Source organism: Phaeobacter sp. LSS9, assembly GCF_003443595.1.
GTDB lineage: Bacteria > Pseudomonadota > Alphaproteobacteria > Rhodobacterales > Rhodobacteraceae > Phaeobacter > Phaeobacter piscinae.
This window is the reverse complement of sequence record NZ_CP031956.1, coordinates 1,754,384-1,769,934: the sequence shown is the minus strand read 5'-3', so window position 1 is coordinate 1,769,934 and position 15,551 is coordinate 1,754,384. Positions and strand designations below refer to the sequence as shown.

15 protein-coding genes are annotated in these 15,551 nt (G+C 60.0%); 1 reads left to right on the top strand and 14 read right to left on the bottom strand.

Annotated elements, in window-relative coordinates:
- Nucleotides 1–376: 376 nt before the first annotated feature.
- Nucleotides 377–1,336, top strand: a complete 960-nt coding sequence (locus tag D1820_RS08445; RefSeq protein WP_254683387.1) for a nitrate- and nitrite sensing domain-containing protein — start codon at nt 377–379, stop codon at nt 1,334–1,336.
- Between the two features lie 219 nt (nt 1,337–1,555).
- On the opposite strand, the gene D1820_RS08440 is transcribed toward D1820_RS08445, so the two are convergent.
- The 14 genes from D1820_RS08440 to D1820_RS08375 all read right to left on the bottom strand — a co-directional run bounded on the left by D1820_RS08440 (nt 1,556) and on the right by D1820_RS08375 (nt 15,504).
- Nucleotides 1,556–2,251 carry an RraA family protein gene (locus D1820_RS08440; RefSeq protein ID WP_118068530.1) on the bottom strand — a complete coding sequence of 232 codons (696 nt, stop codon included), beginning with the start codon at nt 2,249–2,251 and terminating at the stop codon, nt 1,556–1,558.
- Nucleotides 2,248–2,943 (bottom strand): alpha/beta fold hydrolase, encoded by a 696-nt coding sequence (locus tag D1820_RS08435; RefSeq protein WP_118068528.1) that lies wholly within the window; start codon nt 2,941–2,943, stop codon nt 2,248–2,250. Before D1820_RS08435 ends, D1820_RS08440 begins: the two co-directional genes overlap by 4 nt.
- Entirely contained in the window at nt 2,940–4,067 is a 1,128-nt protein-coding gene (locus D1820_RS08430; RefSeq protein WP_118068527.1) for a cobalamin-independent methionine synthase II family protein, read from the bottom strand. The genes D1820_RS08435 and D1820_RS08430 overlap by 4 nt, the downstream gene beginning before the upstream one ends.
- 90 nt (nt 4,068–4,157) lie before the next feature.
- Nucleotides 4,158–5,120 (bottom strand): cupin domain-containing protein, encoded by a 963-nt coding sequence (locus D1820_RS08425; protein WP_118068525.1) that lies wholly within the window; start codon nt 5,118–5,120, stop codon nt 4,158–4,160.
- 154 nt (nt 5,121–5,274) lie between these two features.
- Nucleotides 5,275–6,249, bottom strand: a complete 975-nt coding sequence (locus D1820_RS08420) for an ester cyclase (RefSeq protein ID WP_096789696.1) — start codon at nt 6,247–6,249, stop codon at nt 5,275–5,277.
- A complete protein-coding gene (locus tag D1820_RS08415) occupies nt 6,236–7,264 on the bottom strand; it encodes a LacI family DNA-binding transcriptional regulator (RefSeq protein WP_118068523.1) in 1,029 nt (342 codons plus the stop codon). The genes D1820_RS08420 and D1820_RS08415 overlap by 14 nt, the downstream gene beginning before the upstream one ends.
- A complete protein-coding gene (locus tag D1820_RS08410; RefSeq protein ID WP_118068522.1) occupies nt 7,261–8,037 on the bottom strand; it encodes an SDR family NAD(P)-dependent oxidoreductase in 777 nt (258 codons plus the stop codon). Before D1820_RS08410 ends, D1820_RS08415 begins: the two co-directional genes overlap by 4 nt.
- Nucleotides 8,034–8,996, bottom strand: a complete 963-nt coding sequence (locus tag D1820_RS08405; RefSeq protein WP_118070111.1) for an ester cyclase — start codon at nt 8,994–8,996, stop codon at nt 8,034–8,036. Before D1820_RS08405 ends, D1820_RS08410 begins: the two co-directional genes overlap by 4 nt.
- Nucleotides 8,997–9,154: 158 nt before the next feature.
- Nucleotides 9,155–10,483, bottom strand: coding sequence for a histidinol dehydrogenase (gene hisD, locus D1820_RS08400; protein ID WP_118068520.1), 1,329 nt, complete (start codon nt 10,481–10,483; stop codon nt 9,155–9,157).
- A gap of 5 nt (nt 10,484–10,488) precedes the next feature.
- Nucleotides 10,489–11,025 (bottom strand): ester cyclase, encoded by a 537-nt coding sequence (locus D1820_RS08395; protein ID WP_118068518.1) that lies wholly within the window; start codon nt 11,023–11,025, stop codon nt 10,489–10,491.
- A gap of 130 nt (nt 11,026–11,155) precedes the next feature.
- Nucleotides 11,156–12,040, bottom strand: coding sequence for a carbohydrate ABC transporter permease (locus D1820_RS08390; protein WP_096872302.1), 885 nt, complete (start codon nt 12,038–12,040; stop codon nt 11,156–11,158).
- Nucleotide 12,041: 1 nt separating this feature from the next.
- Nucleotides 12,042–13,067 carry a carbohydrate ABC transporter permease gene (locus tag D1820_RS08385; protein ID WP_096872300.1) on the bottom strand — a complete coding sequence of 342 codons (1,026 nt, stop codon included), beginning with the start codon at nt 13,065–13,067 and terminating at the stop codon, nt 12,042–12,044.
- Nucleotides 13,068–13,138: 71 nt separating this feature from the next.
- Nucleotides 13,139–14,365, bottom strand: coding sequence for an ABC transporter substrate-binding protein (locus tag D1820_RS08380; protein ID WP_118068517.1), 1,227 nt, complete (start codon nt 14,363–14,365; stop codon nt 13,139–13,141).
- An 89-nt stretch (nt 14,366–14,454) separates the two neighbouring features.
- Nucleotides 14,455–15,504, bottom strand: a complete 1,050-nt coding sequence (locus D1820_RS08375; protein ID WP_096872297.1) for an ABC transporter ATP-binding protein — start codon at nt 15,502–15,504, stop codon at nt 14,455–14,457.
- Nucleotides 15,505–15,551 lie beyond the last annotated feature (47 nt).

The window sequence follows — 15,551 nt, the reverse complement described above, 5'->3', positions numbered from 1 at the left end:
GGGCAGCCCTCAACGGGCGCGCCCGGTGGTCTGACAGTTGCCGCATCGTTATCGCTAACAGTGACAAAAATCAAGCCCGTTCGCGGCGCAAGCTGCTGGTGTCGAAATCGTCTCGGTGACGATGCGGCGACAGCCTGTTCTGCTCAGGCATGCGACACAGCCCCTGCGCGATCTCGACGCGCCGGGCGGTCGGCCAGCCGCAACCGCGTCTGGGCCAGGGTCAGTCTGCTGCTGGCCGACCGTCAGCCTCTCACATGTAGCTGCACTGCCAAGTATCAATGAATAGCGCATGTGGTGATTTGCCGTTAATGAATGCACGCTATAATTGTTTTGCCGCTTGCAATCCGAGGGAGTTTTCATGCCACTTCGAACTATCGTGTTGCTGGTCATCGCACCGTTGTTTTTACTGGCGGGGTATTTTGCCTACAGCGAGATTTCCAAACAAAGAGAGCTGCATGTGCAGGCCGGGCGTACCGCCCAGACTGCCCGCGAAGACAGCGCAATCAGCGATGTGATCCATGAGCTGCAAAAGGAGCGGGGGTATTCGGTTGGCTATGTCTCATCTGACGGGCTGACCTTTCCGGAGGAGTTGATCAGGCAGCGTGGCCGGACAGATCAGGTCATTGCATCGGCATTATCCGATATAGATCTTATCGCGACAAACCACCGGGAGGAATTTGATCACGCGGTCAGACGGTTGCAGACCTTGGCGCAGATGCGACGTCGCATCGACGGAGGAGACGGACACGGGAACGCCGCGATCCAGGAGGTGATCAGTTCTTATTCCGAGCTGATTGACACCCTGGTGGGGCTCGCGCGGGCGAGTACCGGATCTGACAGATCGACAGAATATCACGCGTTGCGGCAGGCGCGTTTTCTGATCAGTTCCGCGAAAGAGAAAGCAGGATTGGAGCGGGCTACCGGTGCGGCAGGTATCGTAAAGGTGTTTTCTCTCTCGCTGCAGGAGGAGCTGACCTCCCTACGGCGCAGGCAGCTTACCATCCTGAACGAAGCCGGCGCCGTTAAAGGCAGCGCAGCCTGGCTCCCGACACTGCAGAGAACGCGACAATATATGGCGCTGAACGCATTGCACGAGACCGTTGTCGCAACCGAAGCCACCATCGGCACGCCCCCCGTCACGCGCGCGCAGTGGATTACGGCGTCGACGGCCTGGATTGATCTTTTGCGGCAAGAAGAAAGTGTTATCACAGCCGAACTCGTTTTCCTCGCCAGTCAGCTTGAGCAGGAGACCGCATCGCAGCTAACAGAACTGATCTGGTTTTCCCTCTTCGCGGCGCTTTCGGCCGCAGCATTCGTGGTGGTGGCGCTGAAGTAGCGGTCGCTGATGATGGCGGCAGAAAATACCAGGATCCCGGCCCTAGCGCGAGCGTCAGCTTCTGAGATTAGAAGGTTAGTCAGAGGCGTGTATCAGCCCCCTGCGATGCACGCGGTTGGGTCAGGGGTAGGGCAAATGCAAGTATCAATCAGCCTTTCGTAGAGCGGCTCTAGAATGATGGCTCTGGGTGCGGACTCGTCTGCGGCACCGGCCGATCGCTCAGGTGCGCGCGGCCTCGAATGCACTCCAGGCGGCTTCGAAGGCCTCAAAGTCAAAACCGTCCTGGCGGGCGGGATCCAGCACCAGCTTTTCCGTCTCCAGCAGCTTGCGGATTGCGCCCTCAAGATGCGGCAGAACCGCGGGTGGAATAACCAGCGCGCCGTGGCGATCGGCGTGAACCAGATCGCCGTCGCTGATCTGGAGGCCAAAAATCGTGACAGGTGTGCCGATTTCCTTCACGTGAACAAACCCATGCGATGGGCCGATAGATCCGGCAACGACCGGAAACCCCTCGGGCAGGTCACCCAGATCGCGCATCACCCCGTTGGTCAAGGCGCCGCTGATACCGAAGCCTTTGTGAACGGTGGTGTTGATTTCACCCCAATAGGCGCCAATGCAGTTGGGAAAATCAACATCCTCAACCACTGTTACGGCGGGGCGGGGGCCGTTTGCCATGTGGCGATAGTAATCCATGCGCCGTGCCTTGATCACCTCGGGCGGCTCGGTGGGGGGCGCCAGCGCCGAGATCCTGGCGGTCCGCGCATAGCCGACCATGGCGCCTGCTTCGGGTGCTGAGGCCAGCATGGTGCCGCGGGTGAATGCGTTGAAGCCGCGTTTGCCTTCGGCGACCTCAATCGCGTTGCAAACAGTAGGGGTGTCGACGTGGCGCAGCAGGTTCAGAAGTGTCGGGGTCATAGGCTCTCCAGCCAGCGACGCAGGGCCGCTGTGGTTTGGTCAGGGGTTTCCAGCGTCGGCAGATGACCGGCACCATCGAGGATTTCCAGATGGCTCTGGGGGAGCAGGTCGTGCATCAATTCATGGCGGTGCGGTGGGCAGAGCGAGTCCTCTCGCCCGCAGAGCACCAGCGTAGGTCGGTCGAACTGGCGCAACGTGTCGCATTGATCAGGGCGATCCCGCAGCGCCTTGGACTGGTTGACGAACACCTCCGGCCCCAGATCGAGCGCCATCGCCATGCAGAGATCAAGGATCTGAGCCCGGTTTGGTCCATCGGTCAGATAGTTGGGCTTCATCTCTTCGCGCATCACCTGTTCCAGCCGTCCGGCGTGTGCCGCTGCTATCTGCGGCTCCCTGCAGGCCTGCACTTCGGGCGCTTCGGCCCGCGGGTTGGTGTCCATCAGAGCAGCGCCGAGAATGCGTTCGGGGGCTTGCCGGATTATCTCCATCGCGAGGATGCCCCCCATGGACAGCCCTGCAACGGCAAACTGTGGGGGGGCAATCTCCAGTATCGCCTGTGCAAGGGCCGCCATGCTGTCGCCCTGCCCGATAGGGGCGGTCATCAATGGGACATGACCCGACAATGCTGCGACCTGCGGCTGGAACAGTCGCGCATCACACATCATGCCGGGGAGCAGCAGAAGCGGTGTCACGCCCGCCCTGCCGCGAGTTTTGCGCCTTCGGACAGGGCTGAGAGTTTGGCATAGGCGATATCGGGATCAACCGCGCCAAACCCGGCAAAGGTGCCAAAGCCACAGTCTGATCCGGCAATCACCCGGTCCTGACCCAGAATATCGGTAAATCGCTCAATACGCTGGGCGACGACCGCCGGGTGTTCGACAAAATTTGTGGTGGTATCAACAACGCCGGGCACCAACACTTTGTCATCGGGGATCTGCGCCTTGTGGTCGCGGAACACCGTCCATTCGTGGGCATGCCGGGGATTGGAGGTTTCAAACAGCACATACCGCGCCTTGGTCGCCATCAGCGGGGCAAAGACCTTCTCCATAGAGATATCGCAGCAATGTGGACCCTCGTAGTTGCCCCAGCAGATATGCACGCGAACCTTCTCGGCGGGTACGTCGGACAGCGCGTGATTCAGCGCTTCAACGTGCATCTGGGCGACTTTCACAAACTCATCATCGCTCAGATCCGTGAACAGCATGTGACGCGACAGCGCCAGATCCGGGCAATCCAGTTGCAGGTCAAGCCCGGCACCGACGATGGTTTCATATTCGGCCTTCATCGCATCGGCGAGCGCGGCCAGATATGCTTCGCGCGTCGAATAGTAATCGTTCTGCAAAAACAGGGAGATGACACCAGGGGAGGCGGCATTCATGAACCCGCGATCCGCGCCATGCTCTGCCATCGCGAATTTCAGATTGGCGATATCTTTTTCCAGCTCTCCTTGCCCCTTGGAGCGGACCTCTCCGGTGCACATGGGACGGGCATATTGCGGCGTGCTGCCATCATCCGCGAGCCGTTTCAGAAACCCGGGGAACATCTTGAGATCGGCAGGCGCGTTGCGCGGGCTGTCACCGGAAAACCCGGTGTAGCGGTCCTTTACATAGGTGGCATAGGAAATTTTGGAGGTCTCGCCATCGCTGACAATATCAATCCCGGCCTCGACCTGTTTTTTGACCGTATCGCTGACCGCAGCGCGCATGCAGGCATCGAACTCCGCCTGATCAAACGGCTGCTCCCGTTCGCGGGCAAAGATGAAATCGACCACCTCCTGTGATCGGGGAAGGGAGCCTACGTGGGTTGTCTTGACCATGTGCCTAGTGTCCTCAAATCAGATCGGTGGCGCGGGGGCGCTGCCCTGAGATCGCCCCGCGCTACGATTGTATGCGCGGGGGCAGTTGCTTTAGCTGCCGGTCCAGGTGGCGCCGGCCGGATCATCGGTGGCGGTGACCCGGTAGAGGCTGGCCTCACCGGTCATGGAGGGTTCCAGGCTGTGGCTCTCACCCGCCTTGATCAATGCCGTGTCGCCGGGATTGAGGGTTGTTTCGCCCCCCTCCCAACGCAGCCGCCAGTGGCCGCGCACCGGCATCAACACAGTGTGCTGATCATGGCTGTGCATGTCAGCAGGCAAGGAGCCGCGGGTCAGGAAATCGACGCAGAAACCGGGCTTGTCCTTGAGGAGCGCATCTGCACCGATCACCTTGGCCGGTTTGTCGCGGGCCAACGCCATCAGATCCCAGTACCGCGCCACATAGTCACGCACCACCGCCTCAACGGGGACCTCCGGGAATGCAGCCAGCTCCTCCTCGCTCAGCAAAGGCATCGGGTTGATGCCGTCGGGCAGGGATACCCCTTTCTTGCTGTCGTAGAGCACGCCGTTTTCACCCAAGACCAGCCCGTGGTCGCGGGCGTCCTCGATCACTTGCGGTGCCCATGTGACACCGCCGCCGGCATCATCACCGCCCAGCACGGCCATGATCATCCCGTAGTCGGTGCCGATGTTCTCAAAACCACGGAAGATGCCAGTCGGAATGTTGAAGATATCACCTTCCTCGGCGACAAATTCACCGGCATCCCCATGGCGGCCCCAAAAAAAGCGCCAACGCCCCTTCAGCACGAAGAAAACTTCGGCGGTGGTGTGGCTGTGCAGGGAGTTGCGGCATTTCGGGGGCTGGCCTGCAGCGCCAATGTTGAACCCGATCTGGTCGGTGATATGGACATGCTGGTCCGGGCTTTCGGAAACGCCGCCGCCGATGATGGTGAAGTTTTCCTTCTGGTCGGAACCGGGCGTATGCGCGTCGATGAAGGCGGTTTTGCAGGGGCGCAACTCACCGTAGCGGACGATGCGGTCTTGAATAGTGCTCATGTGTTTTCTCCGTTTTGGGTATTGGGTTTGACAGGGTTCAAACCCGCACCCCGGGAGGGCGGTTGTTTAGGCGGCGCGCGCGCAGGGAAGCCCGGTACGTATGATAGCGCCGCGCCGCCTGACTGGCATTCAGATATGAGGTCTGCGCGTTCACTCAGAGGTCGCCCGTCTGCAGCAGGATCTGTTTCCAGACCGATGTTTCGTCAAACAGCGTGTATTCCCGGCGCAGGCCCCAGGGACCGAATTCAGCATGGCTGGCCCCCAGTATGAACACTTCGGCGCCGGTTGGCTTGCCAAAGGCGCCCCAGCCGTCGTGTTTGCCATGCAGGGTCCAGCGCAATGCGGCGCGAGGGGGCATCATGGGATCATCACGGCCAATCTGGTGTTCAATGGTGAACTTGGCGTTTGGGAAGGACGCACGCAGCCCCATCCAGAACCGATCCACAGGGCCAAAACTGTGGCCGGTGGCACCGCCGGGGTATTCCGACTGAACTGCACGGTCGTATTCACTTTCGATCGTACGCATGTCGGCGTTCATGATCCGGGTAAGGATGTCCGCGTATTTCTGTCCCCATTCATTGTCGTTTCCCCGTCCCTTATAGGGGCCAGGCTGATCGGTGGCTGGTGTGTAGGGCTGTTGGCAAGCATCGGGCCCGCCCTCACGCGCGATCAGGTCGCGCGCATAATCTTTGGCGTCCCAGCCCATCTGCTGCACGATCGCGCTTTGGTCGCGTATCAGCCATTCATCATTGATCTGATTGTCGATCGCATGGCAGTCGGCGATAATACGGTACGTGAGCTTCTTGCCTGTTGCTTTGCCATAGACGCCGTCGCCCAGATGGGTTGCCGTGGACAACAGGCGGTGGGACGAGAGCATGCCCTCCTCTGGGGTGCCGGACCAGATCACGTCTTCACCCAGCAGGGTGCGGTCTGGGAATTCAGCCAGAGTGGCCATGGTAGCCGCAATGACCCCTTCGTTACCGGTGACCACCGACGCAGGCGAGCGCACAACGATGTCGGGCGCGTAGTAGTCGTGCAGGGTGGCAATACCCCGATCTTCCCAGATCTCTTTGGTGATACCGATAATGTAATCGGGGAAGTCTTTGAATTTGGGATCAAAACCCTTCATTTTTCCATCCTTCGGGAATGCGGGCAGAGCCGCGAACAATTAGTGGGCCATCAATGGCAATGCGGCGCGGCCTCTGCGGCGCACCGTTGACTTCGTCCAGCAGAATATCCACCGTAGCCGAGACCATGCGATTGGCGGGCTGACGAACTGTGGTCATGTCATAGGCGGGCCAGGCGGCGGTAGGCACATCGTCATATCCCACCACAGAAACATCTCCCGGCACGCAAAGCCCCAGTTCGGAGCGCAGCACATCCATCACCGCAAAGGCCATGTGATCATTGCCCACAAACACAGCATCGGGGTGGTCGCCGGTGAACATTTGGCGGGTGGCTTCGGCGGCGGTTTCCATCTTGAAGTTACCTACGCCACGGGCATGCAGTGTCAGCCCGTCTTCGGCCAGACGCTCGCAGAACCCCGTTTCGCGGTCCCGCTGGGTCGAGGCGCCCTCCCAGCCGGCGATATAGCCGATCTTGCGATGTCCGGCGGCCAGCAGAAACTCCGCGACCTTGCGCCCGCCTGCGTAGTTGTCCGAGGTGACGGCTGACATGCTCTGGTCATCTTGCGACCGGTTGAACAGTACCATCGGCACACCGGCGGCGCGGCAGCGATCTGACAGCTCCGACGACATCGCGACCGAGGCGGCGATAATGCCATCAACTTGATAATCGAGGATTTCCTCAATCACATTGTCGATGCTGGGGGCAGTGTTGGGGGCCATGAACATCAACACGTGGTAGCCGCGTTCCTGAAGCGCGTTGGACAGTTTCTCCAGTGCCTCCGGATAAAAATGGTTCTCCAGATAGGCCACCACCAACCCGATGATACGCGACCGGCCCGAGACCATGGCGCGCGCCAAAGAGTTGGGCCTGTAGCCCAGGGATTCCGCTGCTGCGCGAACCTTGTCCACGGTTTTTTTCGACGCGGAGGCTCCGGGGGTGAAGACCCGGCTGACAGCGGATTGTGAGACACCCGCAAGCCGCGCCACATCGGCAGAGGTGACTTTCGCGGCGGTCATTCTGCGGTCCACCCGCCATCGATCATCAGCGCGGTGCCGGTGATCAGGGCCGAGGCGTCAGAGGCCAAGTAAACCACGCCACCCATGATATCCTCCACCTCACCGATGCGACCCAGCTGGATCTTGCTCTCGATCCAGGCGCGGCGTTCGGGGCGGTCAAAGGTGGACTGCGTGAGCGGCGTTACAATAAAGGTTGGGCAGATGGTATTCACCCGGATACCCGATTTCCCCCATTCGATGGCCATGGATTTCGTGAAACCCTCAACCGCGTGTTTGGTCGCAGAATACACGGCCCGGTCCAGGCCGCCGACCTTGGCCATCTGGCTGCTGATGTTGATGAGGGATCCCGGCTTACCGGCGGCCATCAGCCCCTTGGCCACCGCCTGGGTCAGGAAATAAGCACCCTTGATGTTCAGGTCGATCACCGCGTCGAAATCATCCTCAGTGGTGTCGCTGGCAGGGCTATGGCGCGCCAGTCCGGCGGAGTTCACCAGAATGTCAAAGGCGCCGTTTTGGGTGACACACTTATCAATGCTGGCCTGAGTGGCGGTGATGTCAGCAACGTCAAGAACCATCGCCTCTGCCTGCATATCGGCGGCCTGCATCTCCGTTACCAGAGCCTCCAGCGGCTCAATCCGGCGGGCAGCAATGGTGACATGGGCCCCGGCCTCGGCCAGGGCCACGGCGCAGGCACGGCCAATACCGGAGCTGGCCCCGGTCACCAGCGCGCGTTTGCCATCAAGACGGAAAGAAGGGGTGCGGGGCAGGGTCACAGGCGATCTCCGAGTTGTGGGATGAGGCCCGGATTGCGGGCTTTGTTGAACTCGCGCAGTCGGGCCATCACGTCAACGCCAAGCTGCGCATAGAGGTCAAGCAGGTCGACCAAAACCCAGTTTTCCCGGATCAACCCATTCTCCATCCGCCAGAAATCAAGACTGCGCAGGTCAATCATCTGGCCGGTGGGGGGAAGCCCCAGCCAGCCATCCGCCGACAGGCTCTGGCGCATGTTTGGCCAGCCGGTGACAGCGGCATAATCGCCATCGCCAAAGAAATGAAAATCCAGCGTCTCATCCTTGGCGCCACGATCCGGCATCGCGTTGAGAAAGGGGATCTGATGCCAGTTACGAAAGCCTGAAACACCGCGCGCAGTCCCAATCCCGGCGGGGCCGTACCAGTTGAAACGCGGATGCCAGAAACGCTCCATCTCCATGACCTCCGGGCCACCCTGCGCCGGGTGGCGCGTCAGATGGGCCAGCATGTCCACGATATGGTCGCAGGACGCTGTCGCCCGATCCCGGTCCCATGGTCCGGGGACAAACCCGTCCTGCGTCGCGGGGGCGGGGACAAAAAATTCCCGCCCGAGTGAGGGCGCCATGGGCCAGGCACCGGCCTGCATCATCAGCTCCGGGATGTCCCAGATCGCCTGCATCTCGACGATTTTTCCATCTGAGATGCGATAGAATTCATGGTATCGCATATGGGCGATGTGGCCGGTTGGAGGAATATCCAGCCAAGGTGCCACGAAGGTTCCGATATAATGCCCGCCAGCCCCCAGCCATTGCTCTCCTTTGGCGGTTTCGCCGGCCATAACGATCCAGTCGCGCCGTTCCAGATCCGGCATGGCGCGCAACAAGGGGGCGTAAGCCGTCCGATAAAGCGCATCCGGGCCGGTCATATCACCAATGGGGTGGCAGAGATGGATCTCAGCTTCGGCAGAAAAAAGGGCTGTCATCGCGCTCTGCACCGGGTCCGCCGAAAAATCGCGCATCGCCGAGAATAGTTGAGATAACAGAGCTTTATGGGCGCTAGGATGGTCCATCATTGGTCCGAATGAGTAGGAGGCATTTTGATGCCGGGCAGGATTCCCCCCGCCCGGCAGATCTTGGATATTTATTCAGCAGCGTCGCGGTAAGGGGCGCCCTCACCATAAGGCACGTTGATCCCGCCATAGCGACGGACCCGGATGTTGCATTGCTCGGCGTGGCCCACGAAGCCTTCCAGCATACACAGGCGCGAGCCGTATTCGCCGATCAGCGTTGCAGCCTCATCGCTGGTAACCTTCTGATAGGAGTGGGTTTTCAGGAATTTACCCACCCAGAGACCACCGGTGTAGCGCCCGGCCTTCTTTGTCGGCAGCGTGTGGTTGGTGCCGATCACCTTGTCACCATTGGCAACATTGGTGCGCGGGCCGAGGAACAGCGCGCCGTAACAGGTCATGTTGTCGAGGAACCAATCATCGCGGTCGGTCATGACCTGAACATGCTCCGATGCAATATCATCGGCCACCGCGAGCATTTCGTCGTAGCTGTCGCACAGGATCACCTCGCCGTAGTCCTCCCAGCTGACGCGGGCGGTCCCCGCGGTGGGCAGGATGGTGAGGATCCGGTCGATTTCTTTCAGCGTTTCTTCGGCAAGGGCTCGGCTGTTGGTGACCAGAACGGCGGGGCTGTTGTAGCCATGTTCGGCCTGCCCCAGAAGGTCGGTCGCGCAGAGTTCGGCGTCAACCGTGTCATCGGCGATGACCATGGTTTCGGTCGGGCCCGCGAAGAGGTCAATGCCCACGCGGCCAAACAGCTGACGTTTGGCTTCGGCAACAAACGCATTGCCGGGCCCCACCAGCAGATGCACCGGGGCAATGCTCTCGGTGCCGATGGCCATGGCGCCCACCGCCTGAATACCGCCGAGCACATAGATTTCATGTGCGCCGCCGAGGTGCATCGCCGCGATTACGGCGGGGTTTGGCTCACCGTTGAAGGGCGGGGTGCAGGCCACGATGCGGGGCACACCTGCGACCTTTGCGGTGGCCACAGACATATGTGCAGAGGCGACCATCGGGAATTTGCCACCGGGCACATAGCAGCCGACGGATTGAACCGGGATATTCTTGTGGCCGAGGATCACGCCGGGCATCGGCTCCACCTCGATATCAAGCATGGAGTCACGCTGCGCCTGCGCGAATTTGGTCACCTGATCCTGTGCGAATTGGATGTCTGCCATCTCGCGGGGGGAAACCTTGGCGATGATCGCCTCAATCTCCGCCTCGCTCAGCCGGTAGCTGTCGCGGTCGTAGTTGTCGAACTTGCAGGCCAACTCACGCACAGCTGCATCGCCACGCGCCTCGATATCCTTCAGCGTTGAGGCCACTACAGAGGCGGTCTTGGCGTCATCCTCGGCCCGGTCTGCTTCGGGTTTGCCGCGTTTGAGATAGTCAATCGCCATCGTATTTATCCTTTGTTGTCGGGTCGCGGCGGTTGCTTTTCGCCACGATCAAATGCTTCCCAGCCTTCGCCGTTGAACAGATCGACGCCAAGCTGGGCGGCGACATGGGTGAAATCGACATTGACCCAATTGTCCACGATCTTGCCGTCAACGACTTTCCAGAAATCCATGTAACGGATCTCAACCCGTTTGCCGGTGGGGGCGATGCCCAGGAAGGTGCCGCTGTGGGTGGCTTCCTGCCGGCCAAAGGCCGCAGCCCATTCGCCCATGTAGAGGCGGGCCTCGTCGATGCAGACCTTGTCGGAGAAGGCTGCCTGAAACGGGCGCTGCCAGTTGTCCTGGAATTCCTTCAGCCCGGTCTTGGTGCCGCACCCCTGATTGCCCATCCAGCGAAAGCCATCGGAGAAAAACTCGCCGATATCGCCGATGCGGTGGTCGTTCAGCCCATCCACCATCTCTTCGATGACGCGGCGGGTGTCGTCTGTCTTGCTCATATCCGTGTCTTTGGTCAGCACGGCTTGTTCTGGGCGAGAGCCTTTCATTGGTCTTATCCTTTTCAGTCTACCAAGGGAAAATCTGTGATGGGGGGAGGAGATCCCGCACACAGAAAATCCCTTGGCATCCTGTTCAGCGCCGGATGGCGGCCGAGGGCGTTATGACGGAAAGATGCGCTCATCCTTTGACCGCACCTGCGGTCAGGCCGCTGACGATCTGGCGCTGGAAGAACATCACCAGCACAAACAGCGGGGCGGTGGCGGAGACCACGGCGGCCACGGCAAACATCACGTTGCCTTCGGTCTGGGTGGTGCCCATGAAGCTGGCGATCTTGGGGATCATGGTCTGATTGTCCTTGCTCAGCAGCATCGAGGTGACGGCAAAATCGTTGTAGGCCAGCAGGAAGGAGAACAGGCCTGTGGTGATGACGCCGGGCCACATCACCGGGATGATCACATGGCGGAAGGCCTGAAACTGTGTGCAGCCATCAACCTTAGCACTTTCGTCCAGTTCCTTGGGGATCGACTGGAAGAAAGAGTGCAGCATCCACAGGGTGAAGGGCTGATTGATCGCCACCAGAACGATAACTGTCGTTGCAAGATGCCCCCAAAGGTTCCATTCAAAAAACGGCAAGAGGTAGCCCGCAACCAGGGTGATCGGCGGCATCGCGCGGAAGATCAGCGCGGTGATCAGCAGCCAGAAGGTATAACGATAGCCGGAGCGGGACAGGGCATATCCACCCAGCGTCCCGATCGTCAGCGAGGTCATCACCACAAAGATACAGACCAATGTGGTGTTGATGCCTGCTTTCCAGAATTCTTCCTGGACCCAGGCCCCTTCGTAGCCGGCGCCAGTCAAGGATGAGCCGTGGGTTGCCTTGGTCAGCGTACCGGTCAGCGCATTTGTCCAGTCCGCGATGGAGAAGAAATCCAGCTCAACCTTGAAAGAGCCCCAGAAGGTCCAGAGAAACGGGAAGGCTGCGAGAATGAGCCAGAACAAGATGAAACCATTGACCAGCAGGCGCAGGCCCAATGGGCGGCGGGTGGCGGCGGAACTGCTCATGTTAAGTCTTCCCCTTGAAATCTTGCCAGGTCCGGATCAGCACCGGGGTCAGCAGTACGGCAACGCCGAGAATGGTCAGAACGGATGTGGTCGCGGCAGAGGACAACAGCCGGGTTTCACCGCCCATATCGTTGAAGATGATCCAGCTGAAAGACGTCGCATGGGCCTCGGCGTTGAAGCCGACGATCGGTTCGAAGACGCGGAAGTTATCCATCAGCTGAATGAGCGCAACAAAGGTCACCAGCGGCATCAGATGCGGCACCACAACGTAGCGGACGCGTTGCCAGCGGGTGGCGCCGTCGATCTGCGCGCTTTCCAGCTGGTCCTGCGGCAGGGTCTGCAAACCGGCGTAGAAGACCACGAAGGCAAAGGGAGCCGAGTGCCAGACCCCATAGACAATCAGCATGATCCAGGTCAGCCCGGTGGAGGCCTTGAGAGATAGGGTCGGATCATCGGTCAGATATTGCAGCGCCGACCCAAGAACACCGCGGCTGTCGATCATCCAGAACAGGATGAGAGAGCCAATCAGCGGTGTCACGATCATGGGCAGCAGTGAGAAGAAGATCACCAGCCCCTTCAGATGTCGGTTGAGCGAATTCACGGCAAGCGCGATCATCAGACCCAGCACGATCAGCAGCGGCGTCACGGTAAAGGTGTAGGTCAGCGTGAAACCCATCGCGCGGTAAAAAGGCAGGTCGCTGATTTCGCCAAGGAAATCGCCGATGCTGTCGGTGCTGCGCCAGGCTTCTGCCACCTCGGCCACAGCCAGGTGGCCACGATCAAGATAGATCTGCAGGCCGACAAATTTGCCCAGAGGCTCCGCATCGCGCAGGGCACGTGTCGCCTCCTGGTCGATGGTGGTTTCCTCTTTGCAGCCGAAGGGGCCGCAGTTTTCAACCGTCACCAGAACGGCGTCATGGGGGGTGTGAACGGACTGGAACAACACCGACACGATGGGCAGCGCGATGAACAAGAGCATCGCAAGCCCGGTGGGCAGAAAGAACCAGAAAAAGGTGCGGTGTTTCATGACAAACCGATGTCCAGAGTTCAGGTGGTGGTGGCAGAGGGGAGGCTCCCCTCTGCCGGTTGGGCCTCAACTTAGTTGAGGAACCCTTTTTCCTTGGCGGCAGCGGTATAGGCTGCTTCTGCATCAGCAAGAGCCTGTTCAGCGCTTTCCTTGCCCTGCATGAAATCGCTCAGCTCAGCACCCAGCGCAGTATGCAGCAGACCCATGTAGGGCAGCATCGGGTAGGGGCTGGTGCTCATCTGCACGGCCTCAAAGACACCTTGAGCGGCATCGGTGGGCTCATAACCGTCGATCAACCAGACTGCCTGAGGGGCGGTTTCTTCGTTCAGCATCTCGGGGCGGATGCCGTGGGTCAGGGCGACAAAAGTCGCTTCGGCTTCGGCATCGGGAATGTTCTTGGCAACAGTCCAGCCATCCCACCACAGGGTGGAGGCCGCATCAGACCCACCGGCCACGGTCAGCGGACCGGAGATGGCCGTGTGATCCTTCACCTCCTGCACAACACCATCGGCATCCGCCAAGGTGGCGGCGCGGCTGCCCCACATGTTCATCAGTGCGACATTACCGGCCCGGAATTCAGCGTTGGTGGCGTTGGAGTCATGGGTCAGGAAGTCGGGGTTCATATAATCCGCCAGCGACTTCATCATTTCCAGAGCGGCCACGCCCTGTTCATTGTTGATCGAGACCTTGGCGCTGCCCGGCTCAAAGAAGCTACCGCCGTGGCCCAGGTACATGTTGTTGAATTCCTGCGCGAGGTTCCAACCCGCCTTGTAGGCACCGCCTACGGGGTTCTCCATGAGGCCCTTTTCGCGGATCATCTTGGCGGCTGCCAGCAGGTCCTCATAGCTCTTGGGTGGCTCAACACCGATCTCTTCCAACACGTCGGCGCGATAAACCAGATGCTGGGCGTTTGCCATGAAGGCCACGGCCATGATCTTTCCATCGATGGTGATCAGCTGGGTTTTCTGCAGCCCGTCACCGTGTTTGGCGACCAGATCATCCAGCGGGCGGATGACGTCTTCGTTCATCAGGGCCACGATGGAGGAATTGGCGATGATGGCAGAGGTGTATTCCGCCGGATTGCCGGTCATGCCCGCAACATTGATCTTCTGATGGTCTGCGGTCAAGTTGGCCTTGACCTCGCCACCGGTGCATTCTTTGGCCGCATCGGCGACGGAATGGATGGCGGGGAATTCATTGCCGACGATATTGACCCGTGCCGAAATCTCGCAGGCAGAACCTGCGCTTGCGGCAAAGGCCAGAACCGAGCTGGCAAGTGCGATATGTGTGAATTTCATGGTAGTCTCCCTGTTATAGGGGGAAGCCGTCCGGACAGCATCCCCGTCGTTGCCCCCGTCGCATGCACGAAGGCGGCGGTGGTGGGGGATTACCCCCCCAGCCGCGCACCTGTTTGTGTGTCAAACAGGTGGCAGTGATCGGTGGGCACATGGATCGACACCATATCGTCGATCTCTGCGCGGAAGGTCTTGTCTGCCTTGACCGAAACCAGGACGCCGCCAATTCGGACCGTGACCATGGTGGCATCGCCCAAGAGTTCCATCGTGTAGATCGGGGCGTTGATCTGGCCGCCGCTCTCTACAACGCTGGCGTCCTCGGCCCGAAAACCCAGCGTGACCGGACCATCCGGACCGGACAGCCCGGCGATATCCGTGTGCTGTGCGGTGAACCGTCCGCCGGAGAGACCTCCCTCCATGAGGTTCATCGCCGGTGAGCCGATGAAACTCGCGACAAAGGCATTGGCGGGACGGTCGTAGATCTCTGTCGGGCTGCCGACCTGCTGCACGACGCCTTTGTTCATGACCACCACGCGGTCGGCGAGGGTCATCGCTTCGATCTGGTCATGGGTCACATAGATCGTTGTCACGGCCAGTTCATGGCTGAGGTTTTTGATCTGCGCGCGGGTAGAGACCCGCAGTTTGGCATCCAGGTTCGACAGTGGCTCGTCCATCAAAAACACGTTTGGTTCGCGTACGATAGCCCGAGCCAAAGCCACCCGCTGACGCTGACCACCGGAGAGTTCTGCCGGTTTGCGGTGCAGGAACTCGTCCAATTCAACCATGGCGCTGGCCCGTCGGACCTTCTCGTCATGGGTTTTGGCGTCAACACCGCGCACCTTCAGTGGGAAGCGGATGTTCTCGTAGACATTCATATTTGGATAAAGCGCGTAGCTCTGGAACACCATGGCGACGTCCCGGTCCTTCGGCTCCAGTTCGTTGACCCGATTGCCATCCACCAGAATGTCGCCCTCGCTGGCACTCTCCAGGCCGGCAATCATCCGCATTGTCGTGGTCTTGCCGCAGCCCGACGGCCCCAAGAGAACCAGAAACTCCTTATCGGCGATGGTCAGGTCGAAATTATCAACCCCGACAAAGCTGCCCCAACGCTTGCTGATATTACGCAGCTCTATCTGTGCCATGCGGGTCCGCCTCCCAGCGAAATCTATTTTGCATACGATTGCAAAAA

Excerpts from the sequence above, each read along its gene's own strand:
- D1820_RS08440 (WP_118068530.1), bottom strand. The coding sequence starts at position 2,251 with ATGACCCCGACACTTCTGAACCTGCTGCGCCACGTCGACACCCCTACT.
- D1820_RS08430 (WP_118068527.1), bottom strand. The coding sequence starts at position 4,067 with ATGGTCAAGACAACCCACGTAGGCTCCCTTCCCCGATCACAGGAGGTG.
- D1820_RS08425 (WP_118068525.1), bottom strand. The coding sequence starts at position 5,120 with ATGAGCACTATTCAAGACCGCATCGTCCGCTACGGTGAGTTGCGCCCC.
- D1820_RS08420 (WP_096789696.1), bottom strand. The coding sequence starts at position 6,249 with ATGAAGGGTTTTGATCCCAAATTCAAAGACTTCCCCGATTACATTATC.
- D1820_RS08415 (WP_118068523.1), bottom strand. The coding sequence starts at position 7,264 with ATGACCGCCGCGAAAGTCACCTCTGCCGATGTGGCGCGGCTTGCGGGT.
- D1820_RS08405 (WP_118070111.1), bottom strand. The coding sequence starts at position 8,996 with ATGACAGCCCTTTTTTCTGCCGAAGCTGAGATCCATCTCTGCCACCCC.
- hisD (WP_118068520.1), bottom strand. The coding sequence starts at position 10,483 with ATGGCGATTGACTATCTCAAACGCGGCAAACCCGAAGCAGACCGGGCC.
- D1820_RS08395 (WP_118068518.1), bottom strand. The coding sequence starts at position 11,025 with ATGAAAGGCTCTCGCCCAGAACAAGCCGTGCTGACCAAAGACACGGAT.
- D1820_RS08390 (WP_096872302.1), bottom strand. The coding sequence starts at position 12,040 with ATGAGCAGTTCCGCCGCCACCCGCCGCCCATTGGGCCTGCGCCTGCTG.
- D1820_RS08385 (WP_096872300.1), bottom strand. The coding sequence starts at position 13,067 with ATGAAACACCGCACCTTTTTCTGGTTCTTTCTGCCCACCGGGCTTGCG.
- D1820_RS08380 (WP_118068517.1), bottom strand. The coding sequence starts at position 14,365 with ATGAAATTCACACATATCGCACTTGCCAGCTCGGTTCTGGCCTTTGCC.
- D1820_RS08375 (WP_096872297.1), bottom strand. The coding sequence starts at position 15,504 with ATGGCACAGATAGAGCTGCGTAATATCAGCAAGCGTTGGGGCAGCTTT.